Origin of the sequence: Sphingobium sp. RSMS (assembly GCF_005406185.4) — a bacterium.
Classification (GTDB): Bacteria; Pseudomonadota; Alphaproteobacteria; order Sphingomonadales; family Sphingomonadaceae; genus Sphingobium; species Sphingobium fuliginis.
This window is the reverse complement of the sequence record NZ_CM191258.1, coordinates 864,242-890,369: the sequence shown is the minus strand read 5'-3', so window position 1 is coordinate 890,369 and position 26,128 is coordinate 864,242. Positions and strand designations below refer to the sequence as shown.

The window sequence follows — 26,128 nt, the reverse complement described above, 5'->3', positions numbered from 1 at the left end:
CTCGGAAGCGGGCCTAGTTTGCGCGTTTAACGCCTTGAAGCAAGCTCGAATTTGTCGGGTGGTGTATTATACACCATTCTCGGCCCGGTCTGCTACGGCGCACCAGCCCTGATGGCGATCAACCCGCGCGCTCACGCCGATCATGCCCTCTGAGCGCGGTTTTCCATCCCGAAGGATGGATTGCTCTTCCATGTACCCACTCGTTCCATTCCAATTTTCTTCCTATTGACTTCCAATTATCATGATCGCTAATTCCAATCATCTAAGATCGGAATGGGCATGTACGAGCGATTTGCAGAAAGCCGGGCAGCAGAAGCCCTGGAAGACACGCCGGTGGTTCTGATTGTGGGGCCACGGCGGGCGGGCAAGACCACGCTCGTCCGCAAAATGGGGGATGCGACCCGGACATATTTCACCCTTGATGATCACACGGTTCTTGAAGCGGCGCAGGCCGATCCCACCGGCTTCATTCGAGGTTTGGACCGGGCGATCATCGACGAGATTCAGCGCGCACCCGACCTGCTTCTGGCGATCAAGAAGAGCGTGGACGAGGATTATCGACCCGGTCGCTTTCTGCTGACGGGCTCCGCCAATATACTGACCCTGCCGCGCGTCGCCGACAGCCTTGCCGGACGGATGGAAACAATCCGTATGTTGCCTCTGGCGCGTGCTGAGATCGAGGGCAAATCACCTACATTCCTGGACCGCATCTTCGCGGGCAACCTGCACGGCGATCGTGACGCGATCGTCGGGGACGATCTTCTCCGCCTCACGCTGCTTGGCGGTTTCCCCGAGGCGATCAGTCGGCCAAGTGAGCGCCGCCGCCAGGATTGGGCGCACTCCTATCTGACGTCAGTGCTCACCCGCGATTTGAGGGATATTGCCGATATTGAGAAGCTGACGGATTTGCCGAAATTCGTGCGGCTGCTGGCGGAGCATTCGGGTCAGTTGGTCAACTATTCTCAATTCGGTGCCGCCATCGACGTTAGCCATAAGACTGGCCAGCGCTATGTCGGACTGCTGGAGCAGGTCTTCCTTGTCTCAACCTTGCAACCCTGGTTCATCAACACCCTCAAGCGCATTGCCAAGACGCCCAAAATGCATTTCCTGGATTCGGGGCTGCTCGCTGCCGTGCGAGGCCTCAGCTTCGACCGCGTGAAAGCTGACCGTGGGCTCTTTGGGGCTCTGCTTGAGAGTTTTGTGTTTTCCGAAGTTTTGAAGCTGATGACCGCCAGCGATCAGCGGTTGACCCCCTATCATTTCCGTGACGCGCAAATGCGCGAAGTGGATATCGTGCTGGAGCGCGATGACGGCATGATCGTGGGCATCGAGATCAAGGCGTCCGCGACGGTGAGATCGAGCGACTTTGGCGGGTTGCGCACCCTGGCGGAGGCTTGCGGTGACCGTTTTGCCTATGGCGTGGTGCTGTATGATAGCGGCGAGATCGTGCCCTTTGGCGATAGGCTGGCGGCAGTTCCCTTGTCGACACTATGGGCGTGAGCGGGGCACGGCGGAGAGGTCGAAGGCTTTGTCCTGTACCCATTAGATTAGTCGATCAGGATGATCGGCTATGGACGGGTCGATGCTTTCAGACTTCCTCGCTTGGATCCTGGATCTGAAGATGGACCCGCCATCCTTCTAAGGTCATGAGAATGCGACCAAATTGGTCCCAACTCACCTCCCGCCCATTGATGACCAGCAGCGGCATGTAATCGGCGGATTCGGGGTCGCAGGTGAGTTGGCCTCGGACGGTTGTTCCGGAAGGCCAACCCCAACTCGCCTTCGGCCAGGTAGGTCGTGGCAAGATCATGCCGCATTTGTTCGAGCAGGCGCGTCATGAGATCAAAGAGATCGGCGTCCGCGGCGCCATGCACCTGGAATTCGTAGCCTTCCCGTCTTCCGCCTTTGACCTCGACAGCATCATGCCAAGGAGCCGCAGCACAAAATGGAACCGATGCCTGGCCCCGTTCGCATCGGCCAATTCCATTGGCTGGAAGGCGATATGGGTGAAGGTCAGCCCGCTCCGCCGGGCGACCTCCTCGTTATGGCAGCGGCTGCAAAGTACCGGTAAGCGCGCAGTCGCCGACCAATGCTGATGGGTCGGCAACCCAACGGTCATCGTGGCCTTCAACGTCTGCCGGAGCGTTTCCTTTCGCAAGACCTGACCGCCTAAGCATTTGGGGAGCGGGAGCCGAACCTCCGCTCCCCTCATATCTTAGGATTTTGCGTTTGCCACTTCAGGCGTCTTGCCATCGGCGCTGACATCCGAGGGCGCTGCTTCGGTCGCCGCCTTCACCGACTTGGGCTTGGAGGTCGATTTTGCCTTCGGAGCAACGTCCGCCTTCTTCGCTACGGGCTTGGCCTTTGCAGGCGCCGGTGCGGGAGCGGTCTCGACCTTGGCGTCGGCCTTGGGACCCGCGATCGACAAACGCTTGCGCGGTTCCTTCTTTGCCACAGCAGGTGCAGCACTGGCGGTCGTGGCACCGTTCGAAATTACCGACGCCGCCTTGGGAGCGGCGACGTCCTTTGCTTTGGCATCCTTCTTCGCCGGAGCAACTGCGGGCTTGGTAAGGGCTGCTTTCGGCGCTTCAGCCGCAGCAGCGGGCGTAGCTTTCGCGGCGGGTGCAGCCTTGGCCTCCGCAGCCTTTTGCGCGGAAGCAGCGGCCGCCTTCTTTGGTGCCTTCGGCGTCACCGCGGCTTTGGCCTTCGGCGCTGCGACCGGGGCAGCGGCAGCCTCAGCTGACTTGGCGGCAATCGAAGCGACGGCGGGCTTCTTGCCCAGGCCGATCTTTTCCGCCACGGCGCGGCGAGAATCCGAATAGCTCGGTGCCACCAGCGGATAATTCTTGGGCAGATTGTAGCGCGCGCGATACTGCTCAGGGGTGAGGTCGTTCACCGCGAGATGGCGCTTCAAAGTCTTGTAGGGCTTGCCATCGATCAGACTAATGATGTGATCGGGCGAGGACAGACTCTTGCGCACGGACACTGCGGGCGTGAAAGTCGGAGCTGTCGGTTCCTCGACGGGAGGCGCCGACGATTCCGTAAGCGCGGTGCGGGTCGACTTGATCAGATCCGCCAGGCTGTCGCTCGCGACAGTGTTGTTGGAAACAAAAGCACTTAGGAGCTGGACGGTGAGTGCGGTGAGATCGGTCTGATTTTCGTCGGCCATTCTGCGAACCCATGGAGAGAGGAATGTTGGTGCTATTTGCGCGCACCAAGATCAAATGTAAATATTGCGATTTGGTTGTGCCCTAAGATCAGATTGCCAATTGAGACAATCGAATAACCAGGATGGGATTTCATCCCGTTTCAGATCGTATGGCGATATGGAACAAAAGGAGGATATCGGCTCCGCGGTTGCTCTCATCATCGCCATGATCGATCTTAAATCATCTCAGCGGTAATCCACGCATCCCAAGACGAGACTTTCGCCTTTGTCGATTATTTTCGGGCCAAGTTGAGCTAACAGTTCATCCGTATCTGGTCACCAAATCCGAATTTGAGAGCCGCGAGCCACGATTTCCATGGCGGTCACGACATGTTTGCCGTAGGAGGGCTGCCAGGATGCGTGATGATGACCCTCTTCCGACACTAGCCGACTGGGCGGCTTCGCGCGTGGATATGACATTCGTCGCATGATGTGCGCGGCATCATCCTCCGCTCAACTCCGGCCTGTCTTATCTGGATGGGTGTCGCGGGTCCAGGTCAAGCCAACATCGTCGCACCATCGGCACATAGCTGCCTCGATCGCGCGCTCCTCATAGGCATACCATCTTTCAAGTGCTCCCTTCGCCTGGAGCAGATATTTGAAGCGCCTGTAGGCGCCTTTCCGGCTGAAAATATCCCGTACGTCCATCTGTGCTTCTGGCATTTCCTCGACGGCGAATGCGAGCGCCAGCTTTTTCCCAAGGTCGAGATCGCGTCGATGGGGCACCAGGATATAGCCTGCGGCCTCCGGATCGTCAGGCAACTCCGCAGCATCGTCCATGTCGACACTGTCGGCCAGAAAGAGGATGCGGCCCGCTTGCCTGCAAATATAGGCGTGATGTTCGTCTAATGGCGAAGTGCTGACAAATTCGAGCGCGTCGATGAGATCGCTCAGCAGAATAGGTACTGTCTGACGATTTTCCGGTGTCATGCGCACGACTCGCCAATCAAAGACCGAGAACATTTTACGTTCGTGAAATGGTGGCACATCGTGGCGAACGAAACGAGCTCAAACAAGCTTGAAGGGTGGGCTCGATGGAACTGCGTCCGGCGCCCATTCCTCCGTTCTTCGACATGCCGTGGACGGCATTCACTCGGGAAACAGTACGCTTCGCAGCCTCTCTACGAGGGCGTTGCGCCGTTCGGGGGAGAGTTTGTCGAGATTGTGCATTTTCCACTTCACTGCGGGCAGAGTCGATGCGTTGGGCACGTCCAATAACGACCAATCCGGTTCCCCCTGTTTGAAGCCGATCAGGAAATGCCGGTGCTCATCTGGCATGGCCGCGATCATCGTGCCGATCATCGCCTCGCGCGCCTCGATGAGGGCGTCGAGCGCTATCGGTTCGCGTGTCATACCATCGAAGCCGCGCGCGAATTCCTCCTCGAGCGGTTTCCGGGTGGGGGCGAGGATTTCCGACAGGGGGCGGTCATGGCTGATGGCGTAGACGATGAATGCGCGGCGTAGCGCATCGTCGACGCCACCGCCCGCGAGTAGTTCGCGTACATCGAATAGGTCACGGGGGTGTTGGCGATCCAGCGCCGCGACGAGTTTTCCTGCCTAGAGATCGGCGAGGGAGACGACTTGCATGCGCGCAAAGCCGAAGGCATCCTCGACGGGAGAGGTGACGGAGGTTTCGGTGGGGTCATAGACCGTACCGCGCAGGACGGGTGTCACCTCGATCTTGATCTGTGCGTTGTCCAGCCGGACGACCAGTTTGGTGATCACATTTTCTGCGCGCAGTCGGCTCGGTGTCACGTGAGCGCCTCGGATGCCCTTTTCGATGCGATCGGCAATGCGTGCCATGGCCGTGTCGATCGCCGCAAGCGACGTGGTCCGGTCGGCTATCGGGAGATATGCAAGGTCGATATCCACTGAGAGGCGAGGCAAGTCTTTTACGAACAGGTTGATCGCCGTGCCGCCCTTGAGCGCAAAGTCATTTTCAGTCGCAACGAACGGGATCGCGCGTACGAGCAGGGCGACCTGATCGCGATATTGGTCAAGATAGGCCATCAAGGTCTCCCGGAACGGTGATGAGATAGGTCGGATCAAGCTTGCCGCCCTTGACCAGCAAGCGTTTGCCGGAACCGAAATCGACGGCCTCCTTGTTGAGGCCATTCAGCCACGCATGGCGGTGACGGTCGGCGAAGAAAAAGAACAGGCGCTTTACCTTGACGCTCTGGCAGCTTTCGAGAAGCGGCTGCAGGTGGCGGGGGCTAAGGTTGGTGAGCCCCTCCATCAGCATATCGACCTGATGGAAGCTTTCGTGGGTGGGTAATTCATCGAGCAATTCGAGTATGGCGCGCTCACGCGAAGACAGGCGCAGCGGCCATTGCATGGTGCCAGCGGTCGCCATGAAGCCGCCCGGCAGCAGCGAACCCGTGTTTTCGGCGGGCGCTGAGGCCGGTGCCAGTTCGGGACTATCCGGGAAAAGGCGTCGGCTATTATGCCAGCGAAACGTGATGTCGAGTGGCAATGCCTCAAGCCAGCCCGGAGCCTTGTGCGGACCGTAGAGATGCACTTCGCGCCGTTCACCCAGATAATGGGCGTAGCCCTGCTCTTCGAGCGCGGTGCGACCGCCAACAGTCAATGGGTATTCCATGAACGATTGGAGGGATGTGACCGCCTGCTGCCAGCTGAGTTGGCCGGAAGCTCGGCGATACACGCGCGGCGCGGGTTGATGCAGCCAGCCCCGTTTAACATATTGGCTACGCAGCGAGGACGAATAGCCGTGGCGTTCAAGCCACGCGGCATCGACCAGCACGCTTTCGGGAAGCTGCTGTATGCGGTTTAGCTTTCTGTCAGAAGGGTAAGCCATGCTTAGCATTTTGGAATATTTTCAAACTGAAGTCCAGTTTGAAAATCATTCATTTTCGGTAGTCAGACTTAGTAATTCGGTAGTCAGACTTAGTAAAATAGGGATATATTAAACCCGCGGTTACGGGCCTGCTCCACGTGCGCCTGTTATTCCGGGTTTGCCGCGATGAGCGGCCATGATTGCCCGGCCCATGTGACCCACTATGGGGATTGCAGCTCTATCGTCGGCAACCCGGCCGACTATACGGCGAACCCGCGTTCTCGGATCGCAGCTTCCACCATCGCTGCCAAAACCTCCTCAGCTCGCGCGCGCAGACTGCTGTCCTTTGCGCCAAGATCGTGTCGGATCCATTCGGGCGACCGCTGCAACACCGTCAGCACAATTTTCATTAGTTCTTCGTCCATCGCATTCGCTATGCTTCGGGGAGGCTGGAGGGGCAATAGCCGATCCTGAGGTAATTCAGGATTGACCGTCGCGGGCCGTTCGTCCGATTTATCACCTCCTGAGGCTCCCCGGAGACTGGAAGCAACTTGGCGACGAGATTCCGGCTGTGGGCTACGATGCATATCATAAAGGCGAGGCCTGACAGATGCCGATCAGCCGATCGAGCAGGCTATTTACCTTTTCAACGCCGCGTTCCGTCATTTCGACCCCGATGCAGCGGCGATCGCGGTCGGATAACTCCCGCATCAGCAGGCCCTGTTGTTCCATTTCCACAACCCTGCGTTGCGCCGTCGACGGTGAAACATGCGCAACCATATACAGGGACCAAAGATAGACCCCTCGATTTTCGTGCCGCGCGAGATACAGATCGATGAGCATGTCCCAGATCGGGCTGGGACAAAATTCATAACCGAGCGCGTCGCCGACCGCGTTGCGCATATCGATAAGCCTGCGGCACATCGCCGTCCTGCGGTTTATTGGCATCATCTGCGTCATTTGCGCACTCCCTTCCCGTGGAAGCTGATTTCCCATTTCATGACGAATGGCCGATGCGTACCGATGGTGCCGCGTGGGGCTGGGCGATACCCAGCCAGGACGCCGGGACCTACATCAGACCAGCTTTTCGAAAACTCACATATCCATCTCGGCAGATCACCAGATGGTCATGGACTGTGACGGCGAGCGGTTGCGCGGCGGCCATCATCCGTTGCGTTAAATTCCGGTCGGCCCGTGAAGGCTCAGCGGTTCCGGCTGGGTGATTGTGGACCAGGATGATGGCCGTGGCGCCAATTTCGAGGCAGCGCTTCATAACCTCTCGCGGATAGAGATGGACCCGGGACACGGTTCCAATCCCCAGTATCTCGTCCGCCAGCATCTCGTTGGCTGCGTTCAGAAATATTACCCGAAATTGTTCGATCGGCTCGAACGCCATCGCCTGGCGGAGGTAATCAAGAAGCGCCCGCTCATTCGACATGACGCGCCGCTGCTGGATTCGACCGCGCAGGATATGGTTCATAGCCTTTCGCAGGCATTGAATGGTCCGTTCCACCTCTGGCGCGCCATCCAGGATCGCGGTCCTGTCCGCCGTGCGCGCTGCCACTGCGTCGGGCAGCGAACCGAAGCGATCCACCAGCCGATTGGACAGTTCATTCGCGCGACCTGGGCAGGTAAGGCGGATCAGCTCTTCCAGGGTTTGTCGACACTCCGCTGTCTCATGCGTTTTCCGTGCCGCCATGTTCCCACCGCCAAAAATATTTGCGCGAACCAGCTCCAGAAGCCGACCGCATCGATATAGGCCTTGGGGACGATGTTCGGCATCGCTCCCCGGACGGCATGAACGATCACTTCCGCGAGCAGCAGTCCCGCGATCGCGAGCGGCCAAAATCTCGTGCTTCGGACTGAAAGCCATAGAAAAATGCCCAGCATTGCAAAGTCCGTCAAAAGCAGACCCGGCTCAATGTGACGGAACCGGCCGCCAAACGGATCAACGACGATCACGGACAGGCAGGCGCCGCCGAAGAGGGTGGCCGCCCCGATCCTTTCGGGTCGGCCGCCCTTCATGGCCCCATAGAGGCAGCTCAGGATCAGCAGCAGCAGAAAGTCAAATTGTCGTGTCATAACAATCTGAAAAGCACAGAATGGCTTCAATCCGTCAACAGCTGCCTGGAAGCATGGATCATGCCGCCCGAAGATGCCGACCATCCGCCGACTGCTGCCTGTGCTCTGCCTTGAACAGATCGCCATAGCTGACCTCTACAAGCCCAACATCGTCGTTGGTCTGTTTGAGATTGGCATGGGTCGCGATGATCTCCTGCCGCGTCTGGGCGATCAACATGACAGCCGAGGCCGAACTGACGAGGGCATCCTGGCCGATGGCCGCCGCAAAGCGGGCATCCAGCCTGGCAATCGGCAGGGCGGCATTGAGTTCGGCAATCCTGGCAGCCGCGATGTCGATGGCCTCTTCAGCGGCAAAGAGTTTTCCGGCGACGGATTTGGCGATGGTTTGACGTTGTGAGCGCATGATTTCTCCTTCCCGCTTCCGTGGGGAGCGGGTTCTTGTGTCGATGCTGTGGAAATGCTGCCTTATGTGTATGCGCTATTGAGCGCCGAAAGCAGCGAGGCGGCCGACCCTGCCATGACAAGAGCGAGGACGGCAACGGCCGCAATTACGGCCAGGGTCATTAGTAGCTTCAGGTCATTGTCTTGCCTCCCGCTTTTGCGGAGCGTCAGAATGTCCCGATGGGCCAGACGGCGGAGAAAGCTGGATAAAGCATCCTGTTCCAACGCCGGTGGTTCTGTCTGGGGGATCTGTGCATCCGCTTGAACATCAGCGGGTTCATCTGGTCCGAAATCATCGGGTTGCGGAAGGTATAATTTTTGGGGGTATAAAGAATGTACCCCTTCTTTGGCCGCTTTCCTGGCCGCCTCCATGGCGGCTTCCCAGGCAATCACAATGCGTCCCGCTTCAGCTTTGGAAAATTGGCCGCCCAGGCGCGTGCGTCCTGTGAAGATCGCCTTGGTGACCATGTTTTGGCTAGTGCCGACCTTCTTTGCTATTAGCTTCGCGCTAAATCCATACCCGGACCTTTTGAGCACTTCGCGCTCAAGGCCGTTAAGGCGTTCGAGTTGCTCTCGATGAGGTTCCCAATCGATCGCGTCAGGGTCGAGCGGCATGTTCGTCACTACCTCCAAATCTTGACCGTCTCGAATTTGCCCCGGGCATCCATGCGCGGTCGGTCTTGCATGGCTGGAGTGTCATGAAATTGAAACACAAAAGCAACGGACAATGGGCGGAGAGCGGGCCTGTCAAATTCTTCCGCCATGGTGTGGGCCACACAAGTCCGATGGCCGACATGCCTTTTAGAATCTGAATACCGCCCAGCCATGGGGAGGAGAGGGGGAGGGGAATGATGCGGCCATTGGGTCGCACTCGTTCCTTCAACTCGGAGATTCCCATGACATGGCGGCTGGCTTTTCAGGCATTGCGTGGCCTGCTCTCCGTCCGACCCTGGTATCGCGACTCAGGTGGCGACGTTGCGGTGGCACGGGCGATCAGGGTCTATCTTGCGGCCGCCGAGGGTCCAAATTGGCATGATCAAAGCCGGGCGAGGTCCGTACCGACGGATGCCCCTGGCCGCGTCTGCGCCCACGATTCCGAAGACCTTCCGCCTGCCACGAGCGACCCAATGTACCGGGGGGTGCAGGATGAAACCGGTTTAGGACGGCCTATTGACCCCGCGCTGAAGTCGGCGGTTGACGCCATGCCTCCGCTGACTGCGGCGATACTCGCTCTTCGGGTGCATCATGGCATGCCCGTCCACGAGATTTCTGATCGATTCCAGATATCTCGCCGGACCGTGCGCAGACATATTCGCAGGGCCATCAGGCTGGTCGCGCGTCATAGGCCAGCCCGCGATGCGAGCCCAGATTGAGATGGGCGGCCCCATCATGCGCGACATGCTCAAGATCGAGGCTGAGGCTCGTCGCCTCGTCGAGCGACTGGGAGGTCGCTGGACGGCGCATGGGGGCATGTGCCGCTGCCCCGCGCATGCTGACAACAGGCCCAGCCTGTCGATCCGCCTGGGCGAGCGGGCGCTGCTCGTCAAATGCTTTGCCGGTTGCGAAACGATCGATGTCCTGCGTGCCATTCGCCGGATCGACACGGGAATACTCGACCTATCGTTCGAGCGGCCGCGCAGCACCTGGCCCGAAAGCGGGAACCGCGATCGCGCGCAAAAACTGTGGGGCAGCACGGTCCCTGCCGCCGGCACCATGGTCGAAGCATATCTCGCCAGTCGCGGCATCGAACAGGTCCCGTCCTCCCTCCGCTTCCATCCCCGCGCGCCATTGGGAAGCGGAAGAAATGTGATCTTTCGTCCCGCCATGATCGCTGCCGTGCGCGAGCGCCGCCAAATTGTGGCGGTCCATCGGACATTTTTTGCGCGTAACGCGCCAAAAATTGCCGATGATCTCGCCGACTCGCGGCTGATGCTGGGGAGGCCTCGACACGGGGCAGTCATGCTGGCCGCGGCGACGGACATTCTTGGCCTGGCGGAGGGTCTCGAAACCGCGCTCTCCGCCATGTCCCTCCTCGGCATTCCCGTCTGGGCGACGCTCGGCAGCGAACGCCTTCACAATATCGCTCTGCCATCTGGGGTGACGCAGCTCATCCTCCTGCCTGACAATGATCGGGCCGGGCAACTGGCCGTGGCCAAAGCCATCGCGGCCTATGACTATCCGGACCGGATCATCCAGACGATCTGGCCGCCCATGGGCATGAACGACTGGAATGATGTCCTGCGTGCAACCTCCCACAGGGCATCGGAAAATTCACCACATGCAACCAGCGCCGGCGGCAAGCCGCCGTGAACATGGAGAGGAAAGGGGGAGGAATGGCATCGGACTCAACAAGGCACGCGGCTCTGAAGGCGGCATGCCATTTTTCACGAGGAGATCAGCCTTGACCATTGCAGAACCGATCCGCGCCACGTTGCCGCTCTCCCGCATCACGAAGGGGGACAATCCGCGCCGCTATTTCGACCGGAAAAAGCATGACGAACTTGTGGCCTCGATCCGCTTACGTGGAATCATACAGCCTATCCTGGTTCGTCCGAAGGGCGAGGTCTACGCCATCGTCGCCGGCGAACGCCGCTACAGGGCGGGCCTTGATGCCTATGGCCCCGATGGCGAAGTGCCTGTCATCATTCGCGAGATGACCGACCTGGAAGCCCTGGAAGCCGCTATCGCTGAAAATGACGACCGCGACGACCCTTCGGAAACCGAACAGGCCGATGCCGCCGTTCGCTACCTCGCAGCATGCCAGGGCGACCGTGCCGAGGCCGCCCGGCGGCTCGGTTGGTCTCGGAGCAAACTAGACCGGCGCCTGGCGCTCGCCGAGCTGTCCGACGCCGTCAAACTCGCCCTCGATGAGCGCCGGATCAAGGTCGGCCATGCCGAACTGCTTGCCGCCGTCCCCGGGGACAAGCAGGACAAGGCCCTCCAGACGATCCTGGGGTCCGGCCTCGATGTCGGCAAGACGCGCGAACTGCTCATGCGCGTCACCCAGAATCTTGGCGCGGCCTGCTTCGACAAGACCGAGTGCACGACCTGCCCGTTCAACTCCGCGGCGCAGCGAAGCCTCTTCGAGACACACATCGATGACGGGCACTGCACCAATGCGAGCTGCTTCGAGTTGAAGACCCAAGCCGTTGAAGTGATCCGTTTCGAGGAGCAGGAGCGCGCCGAGAAGGCTGCAAGGGCTGCGGTCCCCTCCGTCGTCGACGATCCTGAAGATTCCGACGATCGCGAGCAGGATGATATCGACGTGACCATTTCATCGGCCGATCCTCAGGCCCGGTTGCTGGACGACTCACCCTCCTCCGAAAGGACGGATGCGTCCCTACCCGCGTCGTCAAACCCGGCCCAGCCCGCGAACATCCCATCGAGCGCCCACAAGTCGACCATCACCGCCAAATCGATCGCCGGCCGTACCAGTGACCTGCGCGAAGCGACCTGGCGAACCGCGCTCGCCCGGGCGCTTGCAGGCAATGCCGCGCACGCCCAGACCGCGATCCTCGTCGCTGCGATGTCCGGAACGCTCTCCCAGATCAAGACCGATACCTTGACGTCGCGTGCCGGCCTGTTGGTCGGCGCCTCCTTCCCGGACCTCGACTATGAAGCGAAGATTGGGGCCATCCGCGCGCTTCCAGACCGTCAGACAGCAAATATATTTTCCGTCATCGGTGCGGCATACGCCAAGGACGTCCTCACCTTCGGGCATGTCGCCGATCTCGCAAGGGTTTTCGAGGTTGACCTGCGTGATAGCTGGCGGGTCGATCAGGCGTTTCTCGAGCGCTACACCAAGGACGAGCTCAAATTCATCGCCCAGGAATGCGGCCTCATTGCGCATGTGGGCCAGAAGACGTTCGCCAAGCGTCTCGGCTCGAAGAAGGCCGACCTCATCACGAGCATGCTCAACGCAATCGGGTTCGATTGGGAAGGGCGACTGCCAAGCGCCATGACGCTGGACGGCCAATATGGCCCGCCCCCGGTTCGCGCCACCTTGGACGCCGAGGCTTCCCTCGTGGAAATTGCCGCCTGATCCGCACCCCTGGACTCTCAGACAAGGAATCACGCCCATGCTGATCACAAACCTGCTCCCGCTGCTCGCGCGTTATTCGCTCGGCCTCGATCTCGTCGCCGGCCCTGACGACACCGTCACCCTGACCATCATTCCGCGCAAGGCGGAAGGCGCTAAGCACAATCTCGATACCGGGGAGACCCGCCCGATATCGCTCACCGCGCCCGCCGCCGAGATCGATGCCGAACTCGCCAAAGGACCGGACGGTGCACTCGGCGAGCTGATTGCCACACGCAGGACGCTCGCCGATCAGATCGCCGACCAGCGCCTGGCCGCAGAAGCCGCACGGACCGCCGCTGCCGAAGTGGCGAAGGCGAAAGTTGCGGCAGCAACGCCCAGGCCGTCCGCGTCCGCGGCCCCCGTCAAGGCGCCAAACCTGAACAGCCCGCCGGCAAACGCCAAGCCGGAGGAACCCGCCACCCTGTTCTGACAGGCCGCACAGACCTTCTCTACGACCATCAGCCGGAAGCCACCCCATGCAGATCAATCATCTCACTCGCGCCTATCGTTATGACGGCATCGACCTTCCGGTCCCCCCGCATCTCGCGGGCGACCCGGACGCCTTACGCGCCTATCACGCCACCCTCTATCCGGCGATCCTCAATGCCGAGATGGTCGATGCGGGCATATCGGGCGGCGCTCACGTCACCGAATATCGCCGCGCTGTCGGCACCAAGGGCTGACCGTGCCGCGCCCGAAGAGCGCGACCATCCCGGCCGCACCGCGCATGACCCTCCTCCAATGGATCGAGTTCGACGATGGCGACACGACCAGCTTCACCCACCCTGCCTGCACCAGCCAGGCCCAGGCCCTCCATGCACGGATCGCGCTCGAGCCGCATGACGGCAAAAGCGAAGCCTGCCAGCCGCTCCAGCTCCCCACAGGTCTGCGCCTTCCGCCCCTTGGCTGACCTTGCGGGACGTGCCGTCACGCTCTCCGCTGACATCCCCGCCGTCTTCGATGCCCCGCTGGCGTCGCATCACAAACTGATCGGCCACTGGGTCGCTTCACGGGAAAAGGAGCCGGGAACATATACGCGCATGGCGGCTCGCCGGCACATCGAACGCACCTTCGACGTTGCGGTGCTGGAAATTCTGGCTCCCATCGAATTCGTCGATCTGCGCGTCGCCGTCCTTCACAGCGAGGCGGACGGATCGCCCGCGATGGCCATCATCTGCGAAAGCATGGGGCAGCTTGATCTTGGCTGGATCGAGACCAGCGATGCCCCCATCGCCTGGCGCGCCGCCGCCTACAGGGCGCTCGAACACACCCTTGGCCGAGCGCTTCCCGTCTTCGGCTACGAAGATCTCTTCGATGAGATCGCTCTATATTATTGGGACGGCCAAACCGAGGACGAAGCTGCCCGCCAAAGCCTGATCTACCATTATGGCGAGGATGCCGAGGAACTCGACGAACTGACGCTGCCCTCCGAGATGAACGAGCGGCGGCCCGACTGGATGATCGCGGCGAATGCGGCGCCATCTGCTCGGCTGCCGGCGGCTCTGCGCGGTAAGCTCGCCGACCTCCACGAGGCGTATAAGGCCCTTGGAGCCCTGACGCCCGAACGCAACGCCTGGCACTTCGATTTCGAGATCGCCTACGAGTATATCCCCGGCATCGACGAATGCGCCACATTACCGCCGTTGACACTCGTTCCCTTCGAGCAGTTCGCGCGCGAGCTTGATGACGTCGGGCGCCAGGGCATGGAAATGGGCTTCATGGACATTGCCGGTATCTGCCCGTTGCCGGATGCAAGCCGCATTGACGACTGGTTCGCCTCGCTGCGCCATGGCGCGCAGTTCCTGAAAGCCGTCCAGGACCTCATCCAGTTCGACCCAGCCAATCCGCGAGGCTCCCATGTCCGACCATAGCACCCAGTTTGAAGCCAGCGGCGGCGGTCTCGTCCTGACCAATGCCATCCTCCTCTACAGGAACCAAGCACCCCGCAACCTCAAGCCCTATGGCGCTTCGGGCGAGAATGGCCCGGCGTTCGCCAGCATGCACGCGGTCGAGCATGATGACGAAGGCCAGCCGACGATCGCCGCGGGCACCCCCTTATCGCGCGCGCATTTGCGACAATGGACCGAGGTGCTCGGCCGCACCGTCGTGCCCGAGATCCTGCCGGACAATATCCTGGTCGCCCATCCCGACATGCTGGCCTGGTGGATTCCGGCGCAGGTGCGTCCAGCCTATTTCGCGCTGTCGGCTCCTCCCGCCAACCTCCGCGCGCTGTCCGCGCGAACGACGCTACCGGTCCCTTATCCCGCGCATCTATTCATCGCCACCAGGTCAGGCCTCGGCGTCTATGCGTTGCCGGCCAGCGAGCGTCCCACCGCCGCCACCGAGGTCTTGTACTCGCCAGTACTCAACGTCTTCGTCAACGGAAGCCTCTGCTGGGGGAACATCCGGAGGCCGAAAGCACTCAGCGCCGCATCAATCCCGGCCTATGAGAGCGCGGTGTTCGATTCCTGGTCGACGCACCCCAATCCGGGACAGGAGCTGACCGTTTCCGAAAAGGGCGGGCTTGTACGGCTATGGGACGACCTTGCCGCGCGCCGGGCGACCCGCTTTCCGGTCAGCCGTCTCAAGCCCTTCGGTTCAGCCGGTCGGCCGCAGAATCAGCAACGGGCGGGAAAGGCGGCCGCCAAGATAACCCTGGGGAGCCTCATTGCCATAAGCGCACGGGTATGACGATGCTCGCCGATGATCCGACCGCGGCTGCGGTGCTCGCCGTCATGCCCTGCTATCCGGTCCCACCGCACGGCCAATCGCCCGCCATCGATGCGCTGCGCGAAGCCCGCTCCGGTCAAGGCCTTGCCGTGGGGGCTGACCGGGTGATGCTCATCTTGCGCCGGCCATGGCTCGCGCTCGATGTATCCGTCACGCCGCCGCTGGCCGCCTATCTCCCTTATGGCAGCGCCGGCACGCAACGGGCCGACCTTCGCTGTGGTCTTATCCCCCACGCACATCTCGAGGAGACCCTCGACTTCTTCCGCGCCGAGCTTCCGAACGAGGCTGCGGCATGCATTCTCTGGAACGAGGTGACTAGGCAATTCACGGTGAACTTTCCCATCATAGACGAAGCCACCCCCTCGCGCCTTGTCTACCGTCCGCCGGCGCTCCCGCCCAACTGGCACATGGTCTGTGATATTCATAGCCATGGACGTGGACCCGCCTTTTTCAGCGCCACCGACGATGCCGACGATGCCCATTCGACGAAGATATCGATCGTCTTCGGCCGGTTGGATCAGCCGGACGGTCCGATGATGGCATCGCGCCTGTGCGCCGCCGGCATGTTCCTGCCCCTGCCGCGCAGTCCATTCTCGGGAGACAGCCTGGACTTGTAACGGTTTTGTGCCGGTCACTTGAGAGTTTAAGGCTCGTTCAAGGAGACCGACGAGATGATGAAGCATAGTGAAGAGTTCAAGCAGGAGGCTGTGCGCATTGCGCTGACCAGCGGGTTGTCGCGCGGACGCGTCGCGTCAGATTTGGGTGTCGGCAAGTCGACGCTGAACAAATGGGTTTCGCATTATCGTCCATCGGACCTGGTGGCAGCGCCGCAGGCAGATCTGGCACGAGAGAATGAACGGCTTCGCCTTGAGAACCGCGTGCTTCGGGAGGAGAGGGAAATCCTAAAAAAGGCGACTCAGTTCTTCGCGAGCCAAAGGCCGTGAGGTTCGCCTTTGTGCACAGCTGGCGGCATCGGTGGCCGGTGGAGCTGATGTGCCGTGTCCTTCAGGTGAGCGAGCGCGGTTATCGTTCCTGGCGCTCGCGTCCAGTAAGTCATCGGGAGCGGACAGACATGAGGGTGCTGGCCCATATTCGGGAACAATATAGCCTGAGCCTTGGCAGCTACGGTCGTCCGAGGATGACGATGGAACTCAAGGAGGCGGGCCTTGATGTTGGTGAGCGTCGGGTCGGCCGCCTCATGCGGATCAACGGGATCAAGCCGGTCCGCACACGCAAACACAAGGTGACGACGGACAGCCACCATCGCCTGGGTGTCGCAGCGAACTGGTTGGATGGCGACTTTGCCGCCGATGCGCCAAATTGCAAATGGGCTGGCGACATCACCTATGTCTGGACATCGGAAGGCTGGCTCTACCTTGCCGTCATCCTCGACCTGCACAGCCGCCGTGTCGTTGGCTGGGCTGTCAGCGATAGGATGAAGAAGGATCTGGCCATCCGGGCATTGGATATGGCGGTGCGCCTGCGCAATCCGCCGCATGGCTGCATTTTTCATTCCGATCGCGGCAGCCAATATTGCTCCTATGACTACCAAAAGAAGCTGCAGGCCTACGGCCTGCGTCCATCCATGAGCGGCAAAGGCAATTGTTACGACAACTCCGCCGTCGAGACATTCTTCAAATCCCTGAAGGCGGAAATGATCTGGCGGCAGAGCTGGCCAACCCGGCGGCAAGCAGAGGCCGCCATCTTTCAGTACATCAATGGCTTCTACAACTCACGGCGGCGCCATTCATATCTGGGCGGGATCAGCCCACTCGCCTTTGAGGCCAAGGTGGCATAATGAGATAGGGGACCGGCGCAAAACCGTTACAAGTCCAGCCATGCAGCCTGACATAAAAGAGCGCCACTATCTTCCCGCCGATTTCGACAACCGCCCGATCAGGATCATGCTTGTAGGCTGCGGCGGCAATGGCGGGCAGATGCTGATGGGCCTTGCCTCGCTGGACACGGCGCTCCGCGCGATCTCCTCGCGATCGCTCGACGTCATCGTGGTCGACGACGATGTCGTCACCGAGGCGAATCTCGGCCGCCAGCCATTCTATCGGTGCGACCTTGGAAATTCGAAGGCCCGCACGCTGACGGAACGGATCAACCTTGCCCACGGCCTTGCCTGGAGGGCGGTCCGCGGCCGCGCGCCCGGCGCGGTCGGACTTAACGGCGCGGATATCCTCATTAGTTGCGTCGACACGGCTTCGGCCCGCCGAGCGCTTGGGGCCGAACTGGCCAACGCGCATGCCGCAGTCGCATACTGGATGGACCTCGGCAATCGTGCCACCGACGGGCAATATCTGATCGGTTGTCCGGCCCGAGCCGCCGATGAGCGTCACGGACGCCTTCCGACCGTCCTCGAAGCCTTTCCGGAGCTGGCCGACGAGAGTGTGGCCGATGACGACGCTCCATCCTGTTCGGTTGCCGAGGCGCTTGAGCGCCAGTCGCTGTTCATCAACCGCGTGATGGCGAGCCACGCGCTCGCGCTGCTGTTCGACCTGCTCGGACGCGGCTCCATCGGCTATGCTGGCGCCTTCATCAACCTTGCCACCGGCCAGGCCGTTCCGATCTCGCTGCCGCGGAATAGCTGCGGGCCGCATTGAATATGGCGGCAACCGCGCCGAGCGTTAAGCTTTCTCAAGCTCGAAAACTGGCTCACCTGCGCGCCTGATCGACGAGCCCCTTCCGATGACACGGCTCCTGCGCATAGCAGGATATTCCGACCCGTCATAACCTTTCACTTTCGGCAGTAGTTGTTCCGCTGCGGCCGAAGGAGGTCGTGTCCCCGGTGATGGTGTAGCTCGACGGTTAGCGAAGCTGACCGGACGCGCGCTCATCGATTAAGCGCAGTAGCGGCCGGTCAGTTTCGCGGGTGGCCATCGGCGATCTCGGATAGATTTGGGTTACCACACTCAAAGCTACGGAGATTCCGATGACCAAGGAGATGATGGACGTTCAGGCACTTCTGGGGAAGAGTGCCGACAGCGATTTTCTGCGCGAGATGATTGGCTTTGCCGCGCAACGGCTGATGGAGCTGGAGGTCGGTGGGCTGACCGGCGCCGCCTATGGCGAGAAGAGCGCGGAGCGGCAGGCGCAGCGTAATGGCTACCGCGATCGGGATTGGGAGACGCGCGCGGGCACCGTCGAGCTGCGCATCCCCAAGCTGCGCACCGGCAGCTATTTTCCCGGCTTTCTGGAACCCCGCCGGCTGGCCGAGAAGGCGCTGACGGCGGTGATCCAGGAGGCGTATATTCAGGGCATCTCGACGCGCTCGGTCGATGATCTGGTCAAGGCGCTTGGCATGAGCGGCATCTCCAAGAGCCAGGTCAGCCGCCTTTGCCAGGAGATCGACCAGCGGGTGAAGGCATTCCTCGATCGGCCCATCGAAGGCGACTGGCCTTATCTCTGGGTCGATGCCACCTACCTCAAGGTCCGGCAGGCGGGGCGGATCGTCTCGGTGGCGGTCACCATCGCGGTCGGCGTCAACAGCGATGGCCGCCGCGAGGTGCTGGGCATGGCGATCGGTGCTTCTGAAGCCGAGACTTTCTGGACCGACTTCCTGCGCAATCTGGCGCGGCGGGGCCTGCGCGGCGTGAAGCTCGTCATCTCCGACGCCCATGAGGGTATCAAGGCGGCGGTGTCCCGCGTCTTCAATGCCACCTGGCAGCGCTGCCGCGTGCATTTTGCCCGCAATGCCATCGCTCATGCCGGGCGGAGCCGGAACCGTGTCGTCTCCGCGCTGATCGCCACTGCGTACGCCCAGGAAACCGCCGAGGCCGCCACGATCCAGTGGCGCAAGGTCGCTGATCAGCTTCGACCGGCGGTGCCCAAGCTGGCCAAACTGATGGACGACGCCGAGCAGGACGTGCTGGCTTACATGTCCTTCCCGCCGCAGCATCGCACGAAGTTGCACTCGACCAACCCGCTCGAGCGCCTCAACGGCGAAATCAAGCGGCGCACAGAGGTGGTCGGCATCTTCCCCAACGAGGATGCCATCACCCGCCTCGTGGGCGCTATCCTGCTGGAACAGAATGACGAATGGGCGGTCCAGCGCTCCCGCTACATGACACTGGAAAGCGTCGCCCAAATCGGCGATGATCCGCTCGTCACGCTGCCCCCCATGGCCGCGTGATCAACCCGGCTCTAGCCGGAGATCGCTATGGCTACGCCGGAGAACCTACACCACGCAGTGGGACACGATCCTGAAGGAGAGGGGGGGTAGGGTAACGTGCGGACATCACGTTCGCCGAAAAGCTGCCTGCGTCATCAACAACCGGCTCCCGGCTTTTGAACCGAGCCCGGTTTCCGACTCCCAGGGTGGCAGGATTCCCGAAAGGATAGCGTGTATGACGCCCATCACCCATAATCACTGGACGCTTCACTACACGATCGGTCGCGAACTGGCTGCCGTCGTCAGTGCAGGGGACCTCATCCATTTGCCAGGCGGCCGCGGCGATTTGATCGTCCTGGGCGGCCGGGCACCACAGCGCATCAATGACCACGGCAGCGTGATCGTTCGTGATCCCTTCACTGAGGGCCTCGAAGGGTTTGCCGCGCGTCCTGACACCCTGGGAATGGTCTGGATCAGCGCCGCCGGCGGATGGTCGGAGCTACCGGCCTGATTGCGCGGTCTGCAGCTGCTTTCTCGTCGACGGGGCGGACGATCTCGAGTTCGAAAATTGCTGCTCCTGGAATTCGGAATACCGGCCCCACGGCGAACAGGACCCTCCGCGCTGACTGGGTGGAGGAAAGGGGGGTGGGGGAAGGGGCTCCGTTTGATGGAGCAGACAGGAGCTTCCCCATGGAAATCGAACTCCGGCGCATCTCCTACAGTGCCGCGCTATCGCAGGAAACCGCCGCTTATTCCGCCGAGATCTGGATAGACGGCGAGTTGGCCTTTCATGCCCGCAACCAGGGAACGGGCGGGGCGGACTTCTATCATCAGGTTGGCCGACGGACCGAATCTGAAGTCAACGCCTGGCTCAAGGCTAATCGGCCACCCTGCCGCCTGGACGACATTGCCCTCGAGCATGATCTCGAAATCGAGGTCAGCGATCTTCTTTTGCGTGCCGTCGAAGGCCGCCGGTTGAAGCGGCTGCTGCGCACCAATCTGGTCACGATCGAGAATGACCAGATCCTGCAATATCCGCTTCGAAAGCGGCCCCTCACGGTCGTCGCGCGCGCGGTGCGCGCCACCAATCCCGACGCTGTCGTCATCAACGATGCCGGTGACGAACTGTTTGCCCGCGCCCTGGACGTGCTTCTCGCCAGCCGCTGATCCTGCAAAACCGAAGCGGGGCCAGGACCACGGACCGCGGAATCGTGACCCTGCCGGTGGATCACGACCGCCGATAGCGGGCAGACCCCGCTCTTCGCCTCCTGTGCCGGAATCCAGGCACGCAAATCCATCCATTGTCCATCCGACCACATCGCCGCCCGGTGTCCGCCATGAACCCGGATGCCGCGCGGCGCCCTTCGAAAACACCCAGAAAAGGAAGCTCCCCATGCGAAACAGTGCATCCGCGCTGGCTCTCCAGTTGAGCCTCGACTTCGATCAGATCGTCGCCTCTGTCGTCGACCCTACCGCTCGCGTCACTCGGGAAACCATGTCCCCAGGATTGGCGGCGCTACGCCGCGATGTCGGCCCGTCGCCCGCGGCGATGGTGGATTTTTCTCTCTCCGCGGGGCGGAACCTCGCACCATCCTGGAAAGAGCGTGGACATGACAATGTCGAGGTCATCAAGCTACTCAATCTTCTGGATCGCGAACAAAGGCCGGCAACAGCTGCTGAGCAGGCGATCATCGCACGATTTGTCGGCTTTGGCGCTTCCGAGCTTGCGAACAACATCTTTGCCCGCCGATCGGATGAATTCCGCCCCGGCTGGGAGGATCTCGGGGCAAGCCTGGTCGCTGCAACGACCGATCATGAACTCCAGTCGCTCAAGCGCGCGACGCAATATGCCCATTACACGCCCGAATATATCGTCCGCGCCATGTGGGAAGCCGCCCATATTCTCGGCTTTACCGGGGGACAGATACTTGAGCCGGGGTGCGGTAGCGGCCTCTTCATGGGACTTCGCCCAGACCATCTCTCGCCAGACACCGTCTTCGTCGGCATCGAGAACGATCCTGTCACCGCCCGCGTCGCGAGCGCACTTTATCCGGGCCAGATCATCCGCTGCATCGACTTCGACAAGGCGTCACTGCCGGGCGATTTCGACCTCGCGATCGGTAACCCGCCTTTCTCCAACCTCACCATCCAGAACAAGACCCCTCTCGGCAGGCTCGGCCTGTCACTTCACGACTTCTTCATCGCGAAATCGCTCGAGCATCTTCGGCCGGGCGGCATCGCGCTTTTCGTGACGTCGCGATACTCGCTGGACAAGAGCGATCCCAAGGCGCGTCTCCATATTGACGGCATCGCGGATTTCCTCGGAGCTGTCCGTCTTCCAGCCAAGGCGATGCGGCAAGAGGTCGGCACCGATGTCGTCGTTGATATCCTGCTCTTCCAGAAACGCGCGGCCGGCGCTGCCCGGGCCGGGAGAGACTGGATCGGGCTGGCCGATCTCCCCGACAGCGATGAGGGGTTCGGACCGCTCCGGATCAACCGCTATTTCCTCGACAATCCTGATCACGTCCTGGGTGCGCACGAATGGCGAAACGGTCAGTTCGGCATGGACTATGTTTGCACCGCCGCACCTGACGTCGATGTCGCGACCGCGCTCACAACCACCTTGTCGGCGGTCGCATTACGGCATGCAGGCGCCTATACAGCCACGCCTCGCACCACCTCGCTGCGCGACACGCTCGATGTCACCCTCGACATTGAAATCGGCACGGCAGCAGACGAGGCTGACTTCAAGGAAGGCAGCTACCTCAACTCAGGCGGCACGCTGTACCAGATCGTGGATGGCATTCCGACCCGCGTCGGCGTGAAGACCGGACGCGGCGGTATCGGCCTGTTTCCCAAGCATGCCAACATCATCATGGGCCTCATACCCATTCGTGACACGGTCCGCGCCATCCTGCGCGCCCAGCTTAACGACCGGCCCTATGCCGACCTTCAGGAGAAACTCCTCACCCACTACAGGAAGTTCACCCGGAAGCATGGGCCGATCAACCACGCCGTCACGAGCATCCGCAAGGATACGGACACCGGCGCCGAGAAGGAATATCAGCGGCGCCCCAACCTCCAGCCCTTCCTTGATGATCCCGACGTCTGGTTGGTCGCTTCGATCGAAAATTATGACGAGGCGAACGACGCCGGCACGCCGGGCGCGATCTTCACCGAACGCGTCGTCAAGCCGCCGGTTGCCCACGAAATCCACTCGGCCCAGGATGCCCTTGCGCTATCGCTTCACGACCGCGGCCGCGTCGATGTCCCGCTGATCGCCGGCCTGCTCGGGGCTACCGAGGCCGAGGCGCTCGCCGACCTTGCCGATGACGTCTATCTCGATCCGGTCCGCAGCACGCCGCATTTCGACAATTGGGTCACGGCCGATGAGGTCCTTTCTGGCCCTGTGCGAACCAAGCTCAGCCTCGCGCGCGAGAAAGCCGAAACCGATCCGCGGTTCGTTGGCGTCACGTCCGCGCTCGAGGCCGTCCAGCCGGCCGATCTCAAACCCAGCGAGATCACGGCGCGTCTTGGTGCCCCATGGATTCCGGTGGATGTCATTGAAGCGTTCATCTTGGAAATCATGGAGGTCGAGACCCGCATACATCACACCGTGGAGCTTGCGAGCTGGACGGTCGACAAGATCCCGTTCATCGGTCATGTCAGCTCCTCCTCGACCTGAGGCACTGCGCGCCGCGGCGCCGCGGACCTGCTCGAAGACGCGCTCAACTCCCATGTTCCCAAGATCTACGACACCTATCGGGATGAGAATGGTTCGGAGCGCCGCGAACTCAACACCACGGACACCGAAGCGGCGAAAGAGAAGCTCGCAGGCATCAAGTCGACCTTCGAGACCTGGGTCTGGCAGGAAAGCGAGCGCGCCGATCGGCTCGTCCGCATCTACAATGATGCCTATAACAACCTCGTACCCCGAAGCTTCAACGGCCAGCATTTGAAGCTGCCCGGCGCGTCCACCGCGATCAGGATGCGCGATCACCAGAAGCGCGTCGTCTGGCGGATCATCGCTGCCGGCTCGACCTATGTCGCCCATAGTGTCGGTGCGGGCAAGACCTTCAGCCTGTGCGCCGCCGTGATGGAGCAGCGCCGGCTCGGCCTTGCCACCAAGCCAATGGTCGCTGTGCCCAACCATTGCCTGGCACAGATCGCGCGCGAATTCCTGATGCTCTATCCCACGGCACGGATTCTTGTCGCCGACGATACGAACTTCGTGAAGGAAAAGCGCCAACGGTTCCTGGCGCGCGCGACGACCGGTAACTGGGACGCGATCATCATCACGCATGATGCCTTCAAGTTCATTCCAACGCCGCAGGCGTTCGAAAAACAGCTCATCGAAGATCAGCTTGCCAGCTATGAGGTGCTGATCACGGGCATCGACAGCGACGATCGTGTTTCCCGCAAGCGGGTGGAACGGCTGAAGGAAGGGCTCAAGCGGAGGCTCGAAAGTCTCCAGGCTCGCAAGGACGACCTCGTGCATATCGGCGAGATCGGTATCGACCAGATTCTCGTCGACGAAGCCCAGCAGTTCCGCAAGCTGACCTTCGCGACCAATCTCGGCGAGCTAAAGGGCGTCGACCCGGAAGGGTCGCAGCGGGCCTGGGACCTCTATGTGAAGAGCCGATATCTCGCTGACGTCAATCCCGGCCGCGAACTGATCCTTTCGTCGGGTACGCCCATCACCAACACGCTGGGCGAAATGTACACGTTGCAGCGGTATATGCAGCCCGACGAACTCCACGCCAAGGGCCTGCACGAGTTCGACGCCTGGGCGGCGAATTTCGGCGATACGCGTACCGAACTCGAACTCCAGCCAAGCGGCAGCTACAAGCCGGTCACGCGCTTCTGCGAATTCGTGAACGTCGCCGACCTGATGGCGATGTACCGCTCCGTCGCGGACGTGGTGCTGAAGGACGATCTGCGGCAATATGTTCATCTGCCCACCATCAAGGGCGGCAAGCGGCAGATCATTGTCGCAAAGTCCGGCGCACCCTTCAAAGCCTATCAGCGGGTGCTCGCCGGGCGCATCAAGGCGATCGAAAACCGCACTGGCCGACCGCAAAAGGGCGATGATATCCTCCTGTCTGTCATCACCGATGGCAGGCATTCCGCGATCGACCTGCGTTTCGTCGATACGGGTGTTGGAAACGAAGAGGGCAACAAGCTTAATCTCCTGATCGAGAACGCCTATCGCATCTGGGACGAGACGAGCGACCATCGCTACACCGATCCGGAAACCGGGAAACCCTATCCGCTGCCCGGCGCCGTTCAGATGATCTTCTCCGATCTGGGCACCGAGGCCGCGCTCGAAACGCGGGGTTTTTCCGCTTATGTCTGGATCCGCGATCGCCTGGTCGAGATGGGCGTCCCCGCCGACCAGATCGCATTCATGCAGCACTATAAGAAGAACAGCGCGAAGCAGCGTCTGTTCAACGACCTCAACCAGGGGCGCAAGCGCTTCGTTCTGGGGTCCACGGCGACCATGGGCACCGGCGTCAACGCGCAGCAGCGTTTGAAGGCTCTACACCATCTTGATGTCCCCTGGATTCCCTCCGACATCGAGCAGCGTGAGGGCCGGATCGAGCGGCAGGGGAACCAGAATGACGAAATCGAGCTTTACGGATATGCCACCAGCGGCTCGATGGATGCCACCAACTGGCAAATGCTTGAGCGCAAGGCACGCTTCATCAACATGGCCATGTCGGGCGACCGCTCTATCCGGCGGATCGAGGACGTCGGTTCCAATGTGAACCAGTTCGCTCTCGCAAAGGCTCTCGCATCCGGAGACGAACGCCTGATGAAGAAGGCCGGTCTCGACGCCGAGGTTGCGAGGCTGCTGCGCCTGCGTGATGCGCATGTCGACGACCAGTTCAACATCCGCCGGACCATCAGGCGGACCACGGATAGCATCGAGGACTGCCACAGGCAGATCGCGAGGCTCGAATCCGACATTGCCCGGCGTATCCCGACGAACGGCGAAGAGGTCATATTCGATACCGGCGGCACGATCATCACCGACCGCAAGGCTGTCGGTGAAAAAATCCTCCTGCGAGCGTACCAGATGCGGACGCATGGCGTGGCGGCGCGCGAGATGCTCGGCACCTTCAATGGCATCGACCTGGAAATCACGGGCTATGACGCCATTGACGACGAAGAGGACAGCCTGATCTGCACCACTATCGCCATGCTGCACCATGGGGAGCAACGCGGCTTTGAGGTCACCGACAAGACGCGGTCGAGCACGGTCGTTGGCCGGATCGAGTCCTCCCTTCGCAATCTCGACACCGATCTTGCCATCGTGCGGACCAACCTCGAAGCTAACGAACGGCGCCTTCCCGCCTTTGAAGCACGTCTGGGCCAGACATTCCCCGACGCCGCATTGCTGGAAGATAAGCTCCAGTTACTCGCCTCGCTTGAGGAGGAACTGGCGAATAGCAAGGGCGAGTTCGAACCGGGCAACGACGGCGAGGCCCCCGTGACCGATCGCGAAGGTATCGATGGCAGGCCGTTGTCGGAAGCGGCTTGACCGGCTCCCGGCGCCTACCAGGCAGTAGGCCAACGGTACCAACAGGATATCTCTACTGTGCGGCCTGCCTTCGATTGCCGGATCTTGCTGAACACCTGCGGAAATCCATAGTCCGGTCGGCTCCGAACCGT

The 26,128-nt window shown here is 61.2% G+C and carries 27 protein-coding genes and 3 pseudogenes; 17 read left to right on the top strand and 13 right to left on the bottom strand.

Annotated elements, in window-relative coordinates:
- Positions 1-279 precede the first annotated feature (279 nt).
- Positions 280-1,500 (top strand): ATP-binding protein, encoded by a 1,221-nt coding sequence (locus tag EGM87_RS22005; RefSeq protein ID WP_137708808.1) that lies wholly within the window; start codon positions 280-282, stop codon positions 1,498-1,500.
- Positions 1,501-1,588: 88 nt separating this feature from the next.
- On the opposite strand, the gene EGM87_RS22000 is transcribed toward EGM87_RS22005, so the two are convergent.
- The 12 genes and pseudogenes from EGM87_RS22000 to EGM87_RS21945 form a co-directional block, all read right to left on the bottom strand.
- Positions 1,589-1,708: a DUF7713 domain-containing protein gene (locus tag EGM87_RS22000; protein WP_503345427.1), complete on the bottom strand. Its 120-nt coding sequence runs from the start codon at positions 1,706-1,708 to the stop codon at positions 1,589-1,591.
- Positions 1,709-1,859: 151 nt separating this feature from the next.
- A pseudogene (locus EGM87_RS21995) lies at positions 1,860-1,987 on the bottom strand (DUF7686 domain-containing protein); the annotation flags it as partial.
- 228 nt (positions 1,988-2,215) lie between these two features.
- Complete coding sequence (locus EGM87_RS21990) at positions 2,216-3,169, bottom strand: Ros/MucR family transcriptional regulator (RefSeq protein ID WP_137708810.1); 954 nt, start codon at positions 3,167-3,169, stop codon at positions 2,216-2,218.
- Positions 3,170-3,661: 492 nt separating this feature from the next.
- Entirely contained in the window at positions 3,662-4,171 is a 510-nt protein-coding gene (locus EGM87_RS21985) for a UPF0158 family protein (RefSeq protein ID WP_137708811.1), read from the bottom strand.
- 126 nt (positions 4,172-4,297) lie between these two features.
- Positions 4,298-5,218: pseudogene (locus EGM87_RS21980) on the bottom strand (nucleotidyl transferase AbiEii/AbiGii toxin family protein).
- Positions 5,205-6,023 (bottom strand): type IV toxin-antitoxin system AbiEi family antitoxin domain-containing protein, encoded by an 819-nt coding sequence (locus tag EGM87_RS21975; RefSeq protein WP_137708812.1) that lies wholly within the window; start codon positions 6,021-6,023, stop codon positions 5,205-5,207. The pseudogene EGM87_RS21980 and the gene EGM87_RS21975 overlap by 14 nt, the downstream one beginning before the upstream one ends.
- A 239-nt stretch (positions 6,024-6,262) precedes the next feature.
- Positions 6,263-6,427 (bottom strand): hypothetical protein, encoded by a 165-nt coding sequence (locus EGM87_RS21970; RefSeq protein WP_171009938.1) that lies wholly within the window; start codon positions 6,425-6,427, stop codon positions 6,263-6,265.
- 163 nt (positions 6,428-6,590) lie between these two features.
- Positions 6,591-6,962 carry a MarR family transcriptional regulator gene (locus EGM87_RS21965; protein ID WP_137708813.1) on the bottom strand — a complete coding sequence of 124 codons (372 nt, stop codon included), beginning with the start codon at positions 6,960-6,962 and terminating at the stop codon, positions 6,591-6,593.
- A gap of 109 nt (positions 6,963-7,071) precedes the next feature.
- Positions 7,072-7,701, bottom strand: coding sequence for a JAB domain-containing protein (locus EGM87_RS21960; protein WP_137708814.1), 630 nt, complete (start codon positions 7,699-7,701; stop codon positions 7,072-7,074).
- A complete protein-coding gene (locus EGM87_RS21955) occupies positions 7,644-8,168 on the bottom strand; it encodes a hypothetical protein (RefSeq protein WP_253719184.1) in 525 nt (174 codons plus the stop codon). The genes EGM87_RS21960 and EGM87_RS21955 overlap by 58 nt, the downstream gene beginning before the upstream one ends.
- The gene (locus EGM87_RS21950; RefSeq protein ID WP_137708815.1) at positions 8,143-8,487 is read right to left on the bottom strand and encodes a hypothetical protein; all 345 of its coding nucleotides are present in this window, start codon (positions 8,485-8,487) and stop codon (positions 8,143-8,145) included. Before EGM87_RS21950 ends, EGM87_RS21955 begins: the two co-directional genes overlap by 26 nt.
- 62 nt (positions 8,488-8,549) lie before the next feature.
- A complete protein-coding gene (locus EGM87_RS21945) occupies positions 8,550-9,140 on the bottom strand; it encodes a hypothetical protein (RefSeq protein WP_137708816.1) in 591 nt (196 codons plus the stop codon).
- Between the two features lie 233 nt (positions 9,141-9,373).
- On the opposite strand from EGM87_RS21945, the gene EGM87_RS21940 reads away from it, so the two are divergent.
- The gene (locus tag EGM87_RS21940; RefSeq protein WP_137708817.1) at positions 9,374-9,898 is read left to right on the top strand and encodes a sigma factor-like helix-turn-helix DNA-binding protein; all 525 of its coding nucleotides are present in this window, start codon (positions 9,374-9,376) and stop codon (positions 9,896-9,898) included.
- Here EGM87_RS21940 and EGM87_RS21935 read toward each other — a convergent pair.
- A complete protein-coding gene (locus EGM87_RS21935; RefSeq protein ID WP_253719183.1) occupies positions 9,849-9,989 on the bottom strand; it encodes a hypothetical protein in 141 nt (46 codons plus the stop codon). The genes EGM87_RS21940 and EGM87_RS21935 overlap by 50 nt on opposite strands.
- Between EGM87_RS21935 and EGM87_RS21930 the strand changes: the two genes are divergently transcribed.
- The 15 genes and pseudogenes from EGM87_RS21930 (at position 9,924) to EGM87_RS21860 (ending at position 25,997) form a co-directional block, all read left to right on the top strand.
- Entirely contained in the window at positions 9,924-10,835 is a 912-nt protein-coding gene (locus tag EGM87_RS21930) for a DUF7146 domain-containing protein (RefSeq protein WP_503345431.1), read from the top strand. The genes EGM87_RS21935 and EGM87_RS21930 overlap by 66 nt on opposite strands.
- Before the next feature lie 91 nt (positions 10,836-10,926).
- The gene (locus EGM87_RS21925) at positions 10,927-12,567 is read left to right on the top strand and encodes a PRTRC system ParB family protein (protein WP_137708818.1); all 1,641 of its coding nucleotides are present in this window, start codon (positions 10,927-10,929) and stop codon (positions 12,565-12,567) included.
- A gap of 37 nt (positions 12,568-12,604) precedes the next feature.
- Positions 12,605-13,036 carry a PRTRC system protein E gene (locus tag EGM87_RS21920; protein ID WP_137708819.1) on the top strand — a complete coding sequence of 144 codons (432 nt, stop codon included), beginning with the start codon at positions 12,605-12,607 and terminating at the stop codon, positions 13,034-13,036.
- Between the two features lie 46 nt (positions 13,037-13,082).
- Entirely contained in the window at positions 13,083-13,289 is a 207-nt protein-coding gene (locus EGM87_RS21915; RefSeq protein ID WP_137708820.1) for a PRTRC system protein C, read from the top strand.
- Positions 13,290-13,291: 2 nt separating this feature from the next.
- Positions 13,292-13,516 carry a hypothetical protein gene (locus EGM87_RS21910; protein ID WP_253719180.1) on the top strand — a complete coding sequence of 75 codons (225 nt, stop codon included), beginning with the start codon at positions 13,292-13,294 and terminating at the stop codon, positions 13,514-13,516.
- Positions 13,509-14,477 carry a hypothetical protein gene (locus EGM87_RS21905; protein WP_253719179.1) on the top strand — a complete coding sequence of 323 codons (969 nt, stop codon included), beginning with the start codon at positions 13,509-13,511 and terminating at the stop codon, positions 14,475-14,477. The genes EGM87_RS21910 and EGM87_RS21905 overlap by 8 nt, the downstream gene beginning before the upstream one ends.
- On the top strand, positions 14,464-15,297 hold the full coding sequence (locus tag EGM87_RS21900) for a PRTRC system protein B (protein WP_137708822.1): 834 nt from the start codon (positions 14,464-14,466) through the stop codon (positions 15,295-15,297). Before EGM87_RS21905 ends, EGM87_RS21900 begins: the two co-directional genes overlap by 14 nt.
- The gene (locus EGM87_RS21895) at positions 15,294-15,953 is read left to right on the top strand and encodes a PRTRC system protein A (RefSeq protein WP_137708823.1); all 660 of its coding nucleotides are present in this window, start codon (positions 15,294-15,296) and stop codon (positions 15,951-15,953) included. The genes EGM87_RS21900 and EGM87_RS21895 overlap by 4 nt, the downstream gene beginning before the upstream one ends.
- 54 nt (positions 15,954-16,007) lie before the next feature.
- A protein-coding gene (locus EGM87_RS21890; protein WP_202981374.1) for an IS3 family transposase occupies positions 16,008-17,134 on the top strand; the annotation gives its coding sequence in 2 pieces (ribosomal slippage) (positions 16,008-16,239 and positions 16,239-17,134; 1,128 coding nt in all).
- A gap of 40 nt (positions 17,135-17,174) precedes the next feature.
- Positions 17,175-17,945 carry a PRTRC system ThiF family protein gene (locus EGM87_RS21885; protein WP_137708824.1) on the top strand — a complete coding sequence of 257 codons (771 nt, stop codon included), beginning with the start codon at positions 17,175-17,177 and terminating at the stop codon, positions 17,943-17,945.
- Between the two features lie 329 nt (positions 17,946-18,274).
- Positions 18,275-19,474, top strand: a complete 1,200-nt coding sequence (locus EGM87_RS21880; RefSeq protein WP_137708825.1) for an IS256 family transposase — start codon at positions 18,275-18,277, stop codon at positions 19,472-19,474.
- A 214-nt stretch (positions 19,475-19,688) separates the two neighbouring features.
- A complete protein-coding gene (locus EGM87_RS21875; protein WP_137708826.1) occupies positions 19,689-19,964 on the top strand; it encodes a hypothetical protein in 276 nt (91 codons plus the stop codon).
- Between the two features lie 179 nt (positions 19,965-20,143).
- A complete protein-coding gene (locus tag EGM87_RS21870; protein ID WP_137708827.1) occupies positions 20,144-20,620 on the top strand; it encodes a hypothetical protein in 477 nt (158 codons plus the stop codon).
- Positions 20,565-23,318, top strand: a pseudogene (locus tag EGM87_RS21865) (DUF8437 domain-containing protein); the annotation flags it as partial. The gene EGM87_RS21870 and the pseudogene EGM87_RS21865, both read left to right, overlap by 56 nt.
- A gap of 90 nt (positions 23,319-23,408) precedes the next feature.
- Positions 23,409-25,997, top strand: coding sequence for a helicase-like domain-containing protein (locus tag EGM87_RS21860; RefSeq protein WP_253719175.1), 2,589 nt, complete (start codon positions 23,409-23,411; stop codon positions 25,995-25,997).
- Positions 25,998-26,128: the final 131 nt, after the last annotated feature.

What these genes read in the sequence shown, in the direction of transcription:
- EGM87_RS22005 (WP_137708808.1), top strand. Translation starts at nt 280, where the DNA reads ATGTACGAGCGATTTGCAGAAAGCCGGGCAGCAGAAGCCCTGGAAGAC.
- EGM87_RS22000 (WP_503345427.1), bottom strand. Translation starts at nt 1,708, where the DNA reads ATGCCGCTGCTGGTCATCAATGGGCGGGAGGTGAGTTGGGACCAATTT.
- EGM87_RS21990 (WP_137708810.1), bottom strand. Translation starts at nt 3,169, where the DNA reads ATGGCCGACGAAAATCAGACCGATCTCACCGCACTCACCGTCCAGCTC.
- EGM87_RS21985 (WP_137708811.1), bottom strand. Translation starts at nt 4,171, where the DNA reads ATGTTCTCGGTCTTTGATTGGCGAGTCGTGCGCATGACACCGGAAAAT.
- EGM87_RS21975 (WP_137708812.1), bottom strand. Translation starts at nt 6,023, where the DNA reads ATGGCTTACCCTTCTGACAGAAAGCTAAACCGCATACAGCAGCTTCCC.
- EGM87_RS21970 (WP_171009938.1), bottom strand. Translation starts at nt 6,427, where the DNA reads ATGGACGAAGAACTAATGAAAATTGTGCTGACGGTGTTGCAGCGGTCG.
- EGM87_RS21965 (WP_137708813.1), bottom strand. Translation starts at nt 6,962, where the DNA reads ATGACGCAGATGATGCCAATAAACCGCAGGACGGCGATGTGCCGCAGG.
- EGM87_RS21960 (WP_137708814.1), bottom strand. Translation starts at nt 7,701, where the DNA reads ATGGCGGCACGGAAAACGCATGAGACAGCGGAGTGTCGACAAACCCTG.
- EGM87_RS21955 (WP_253719184.1), bottom strand. Translation starts at nt 8,168, where the DNA reads ATGGTCGGCATCTTCGGGCGGCATGATCCATGCTTCCAGGCAGCTGTT.
- EGM87_RS21950 (WP_137708815.1), bottom strand. Translation starts at nt 8,487, where the DNA reads ATGCGCTCACAACGTCAAACCATCGCCAAATCCGTCGCCGGAAAACTC.
- EGM87_RS21945 (WP_137708816.1), bottom strand. Translation starts at nt 9,140, where the DNA reads ATGCCGCTCGACCCTGACGCGATCGATTGGGAACCTCATCGAGAGCAA.
- EGM87_RS21940 (WP_137708817.1), top strand. Translation starts at nt 9,374, where the DNA reads ATGATGCGGCCATTGGGTCGCACTCGTTCCTTCAACTCGGAGATTCCC.
- EGM87_RS21930 (WP_503345431.1), top strand. Translation starts at nt 9,924, where the DNA reads ATGCTCAAGATCGAGGCTGAGGCTCGTCGCCTCGTCGAGCGACTGGGA.
- EGM87_RS21935 (WP_253719183.1), bottom strand. Translation starts at nt 9,989, where the DNA reads ATGCGCCGTCCAGCGACCTCCCAGTCGCTCGACGAGGCGACGAGCCTC.
- EGM87_RS21920 (WP_137708819.1), top strand. Translation starts at nt 12,605, where the DNA reads ATGCTGATCACAAACCTGCTCCCGCTGCTCGCGCGTTATTCGCTCGGC.
- EGM87_RS21915 (WP_137708820.1), top strand. Translation starts at nt 13,083, where the DNA reads ATGCAGATCAATCATCTCACTCGCGCCTATCGTTATGACGGCATCGAC.
- EGM87_RS21900 (WP_137708822.1), top strand. Translation starts at nt 14,464, where the DNA reads ATGTCCGACCATAGCACCCAGTTTGAAGCCAGCGGCGGCGGTCTCGTC.
- EGM87_RS21895 (WP_137708823.1), top strand. Translation starts at nt 15,294, where the DNA reads ATGACGATGCTCGCCGATGATCCGACCGCGGCTGCGGTGCTCGCCGTC.
- EGM87_RS21885 (WP_137708824.1), top strand. Translation starts at nt 17,175, where the DNA reads ATGCAGCCTGACATAAAAGAGCGCCACTATCTTCCCGCCGATTTCGAC.
- EGM87_RS21880 (WP_137708825.1), top strand. Translation starts at nt 18,275, where the DNA reads ATGACCAAGGAGATGATGGACGTTCAGGCACTTCTGGGGAAGAGTGCC.
- EGM87_RS21875 (WP_137708826.1), top strand. Translation starts at nt 19,689, where the DNA reads ATGACGCCCATCACCCATAATCACTGGACGCTTCACTACACGATCGGT.
- EGM87_RS21870 (WP_137708827.1), top strand. Translation starts at nt 20,144, where the DNA reads ATGGAAATCGAACTCCGGCGCATCTCCTACAGTGCCGCGCTATCGCAG.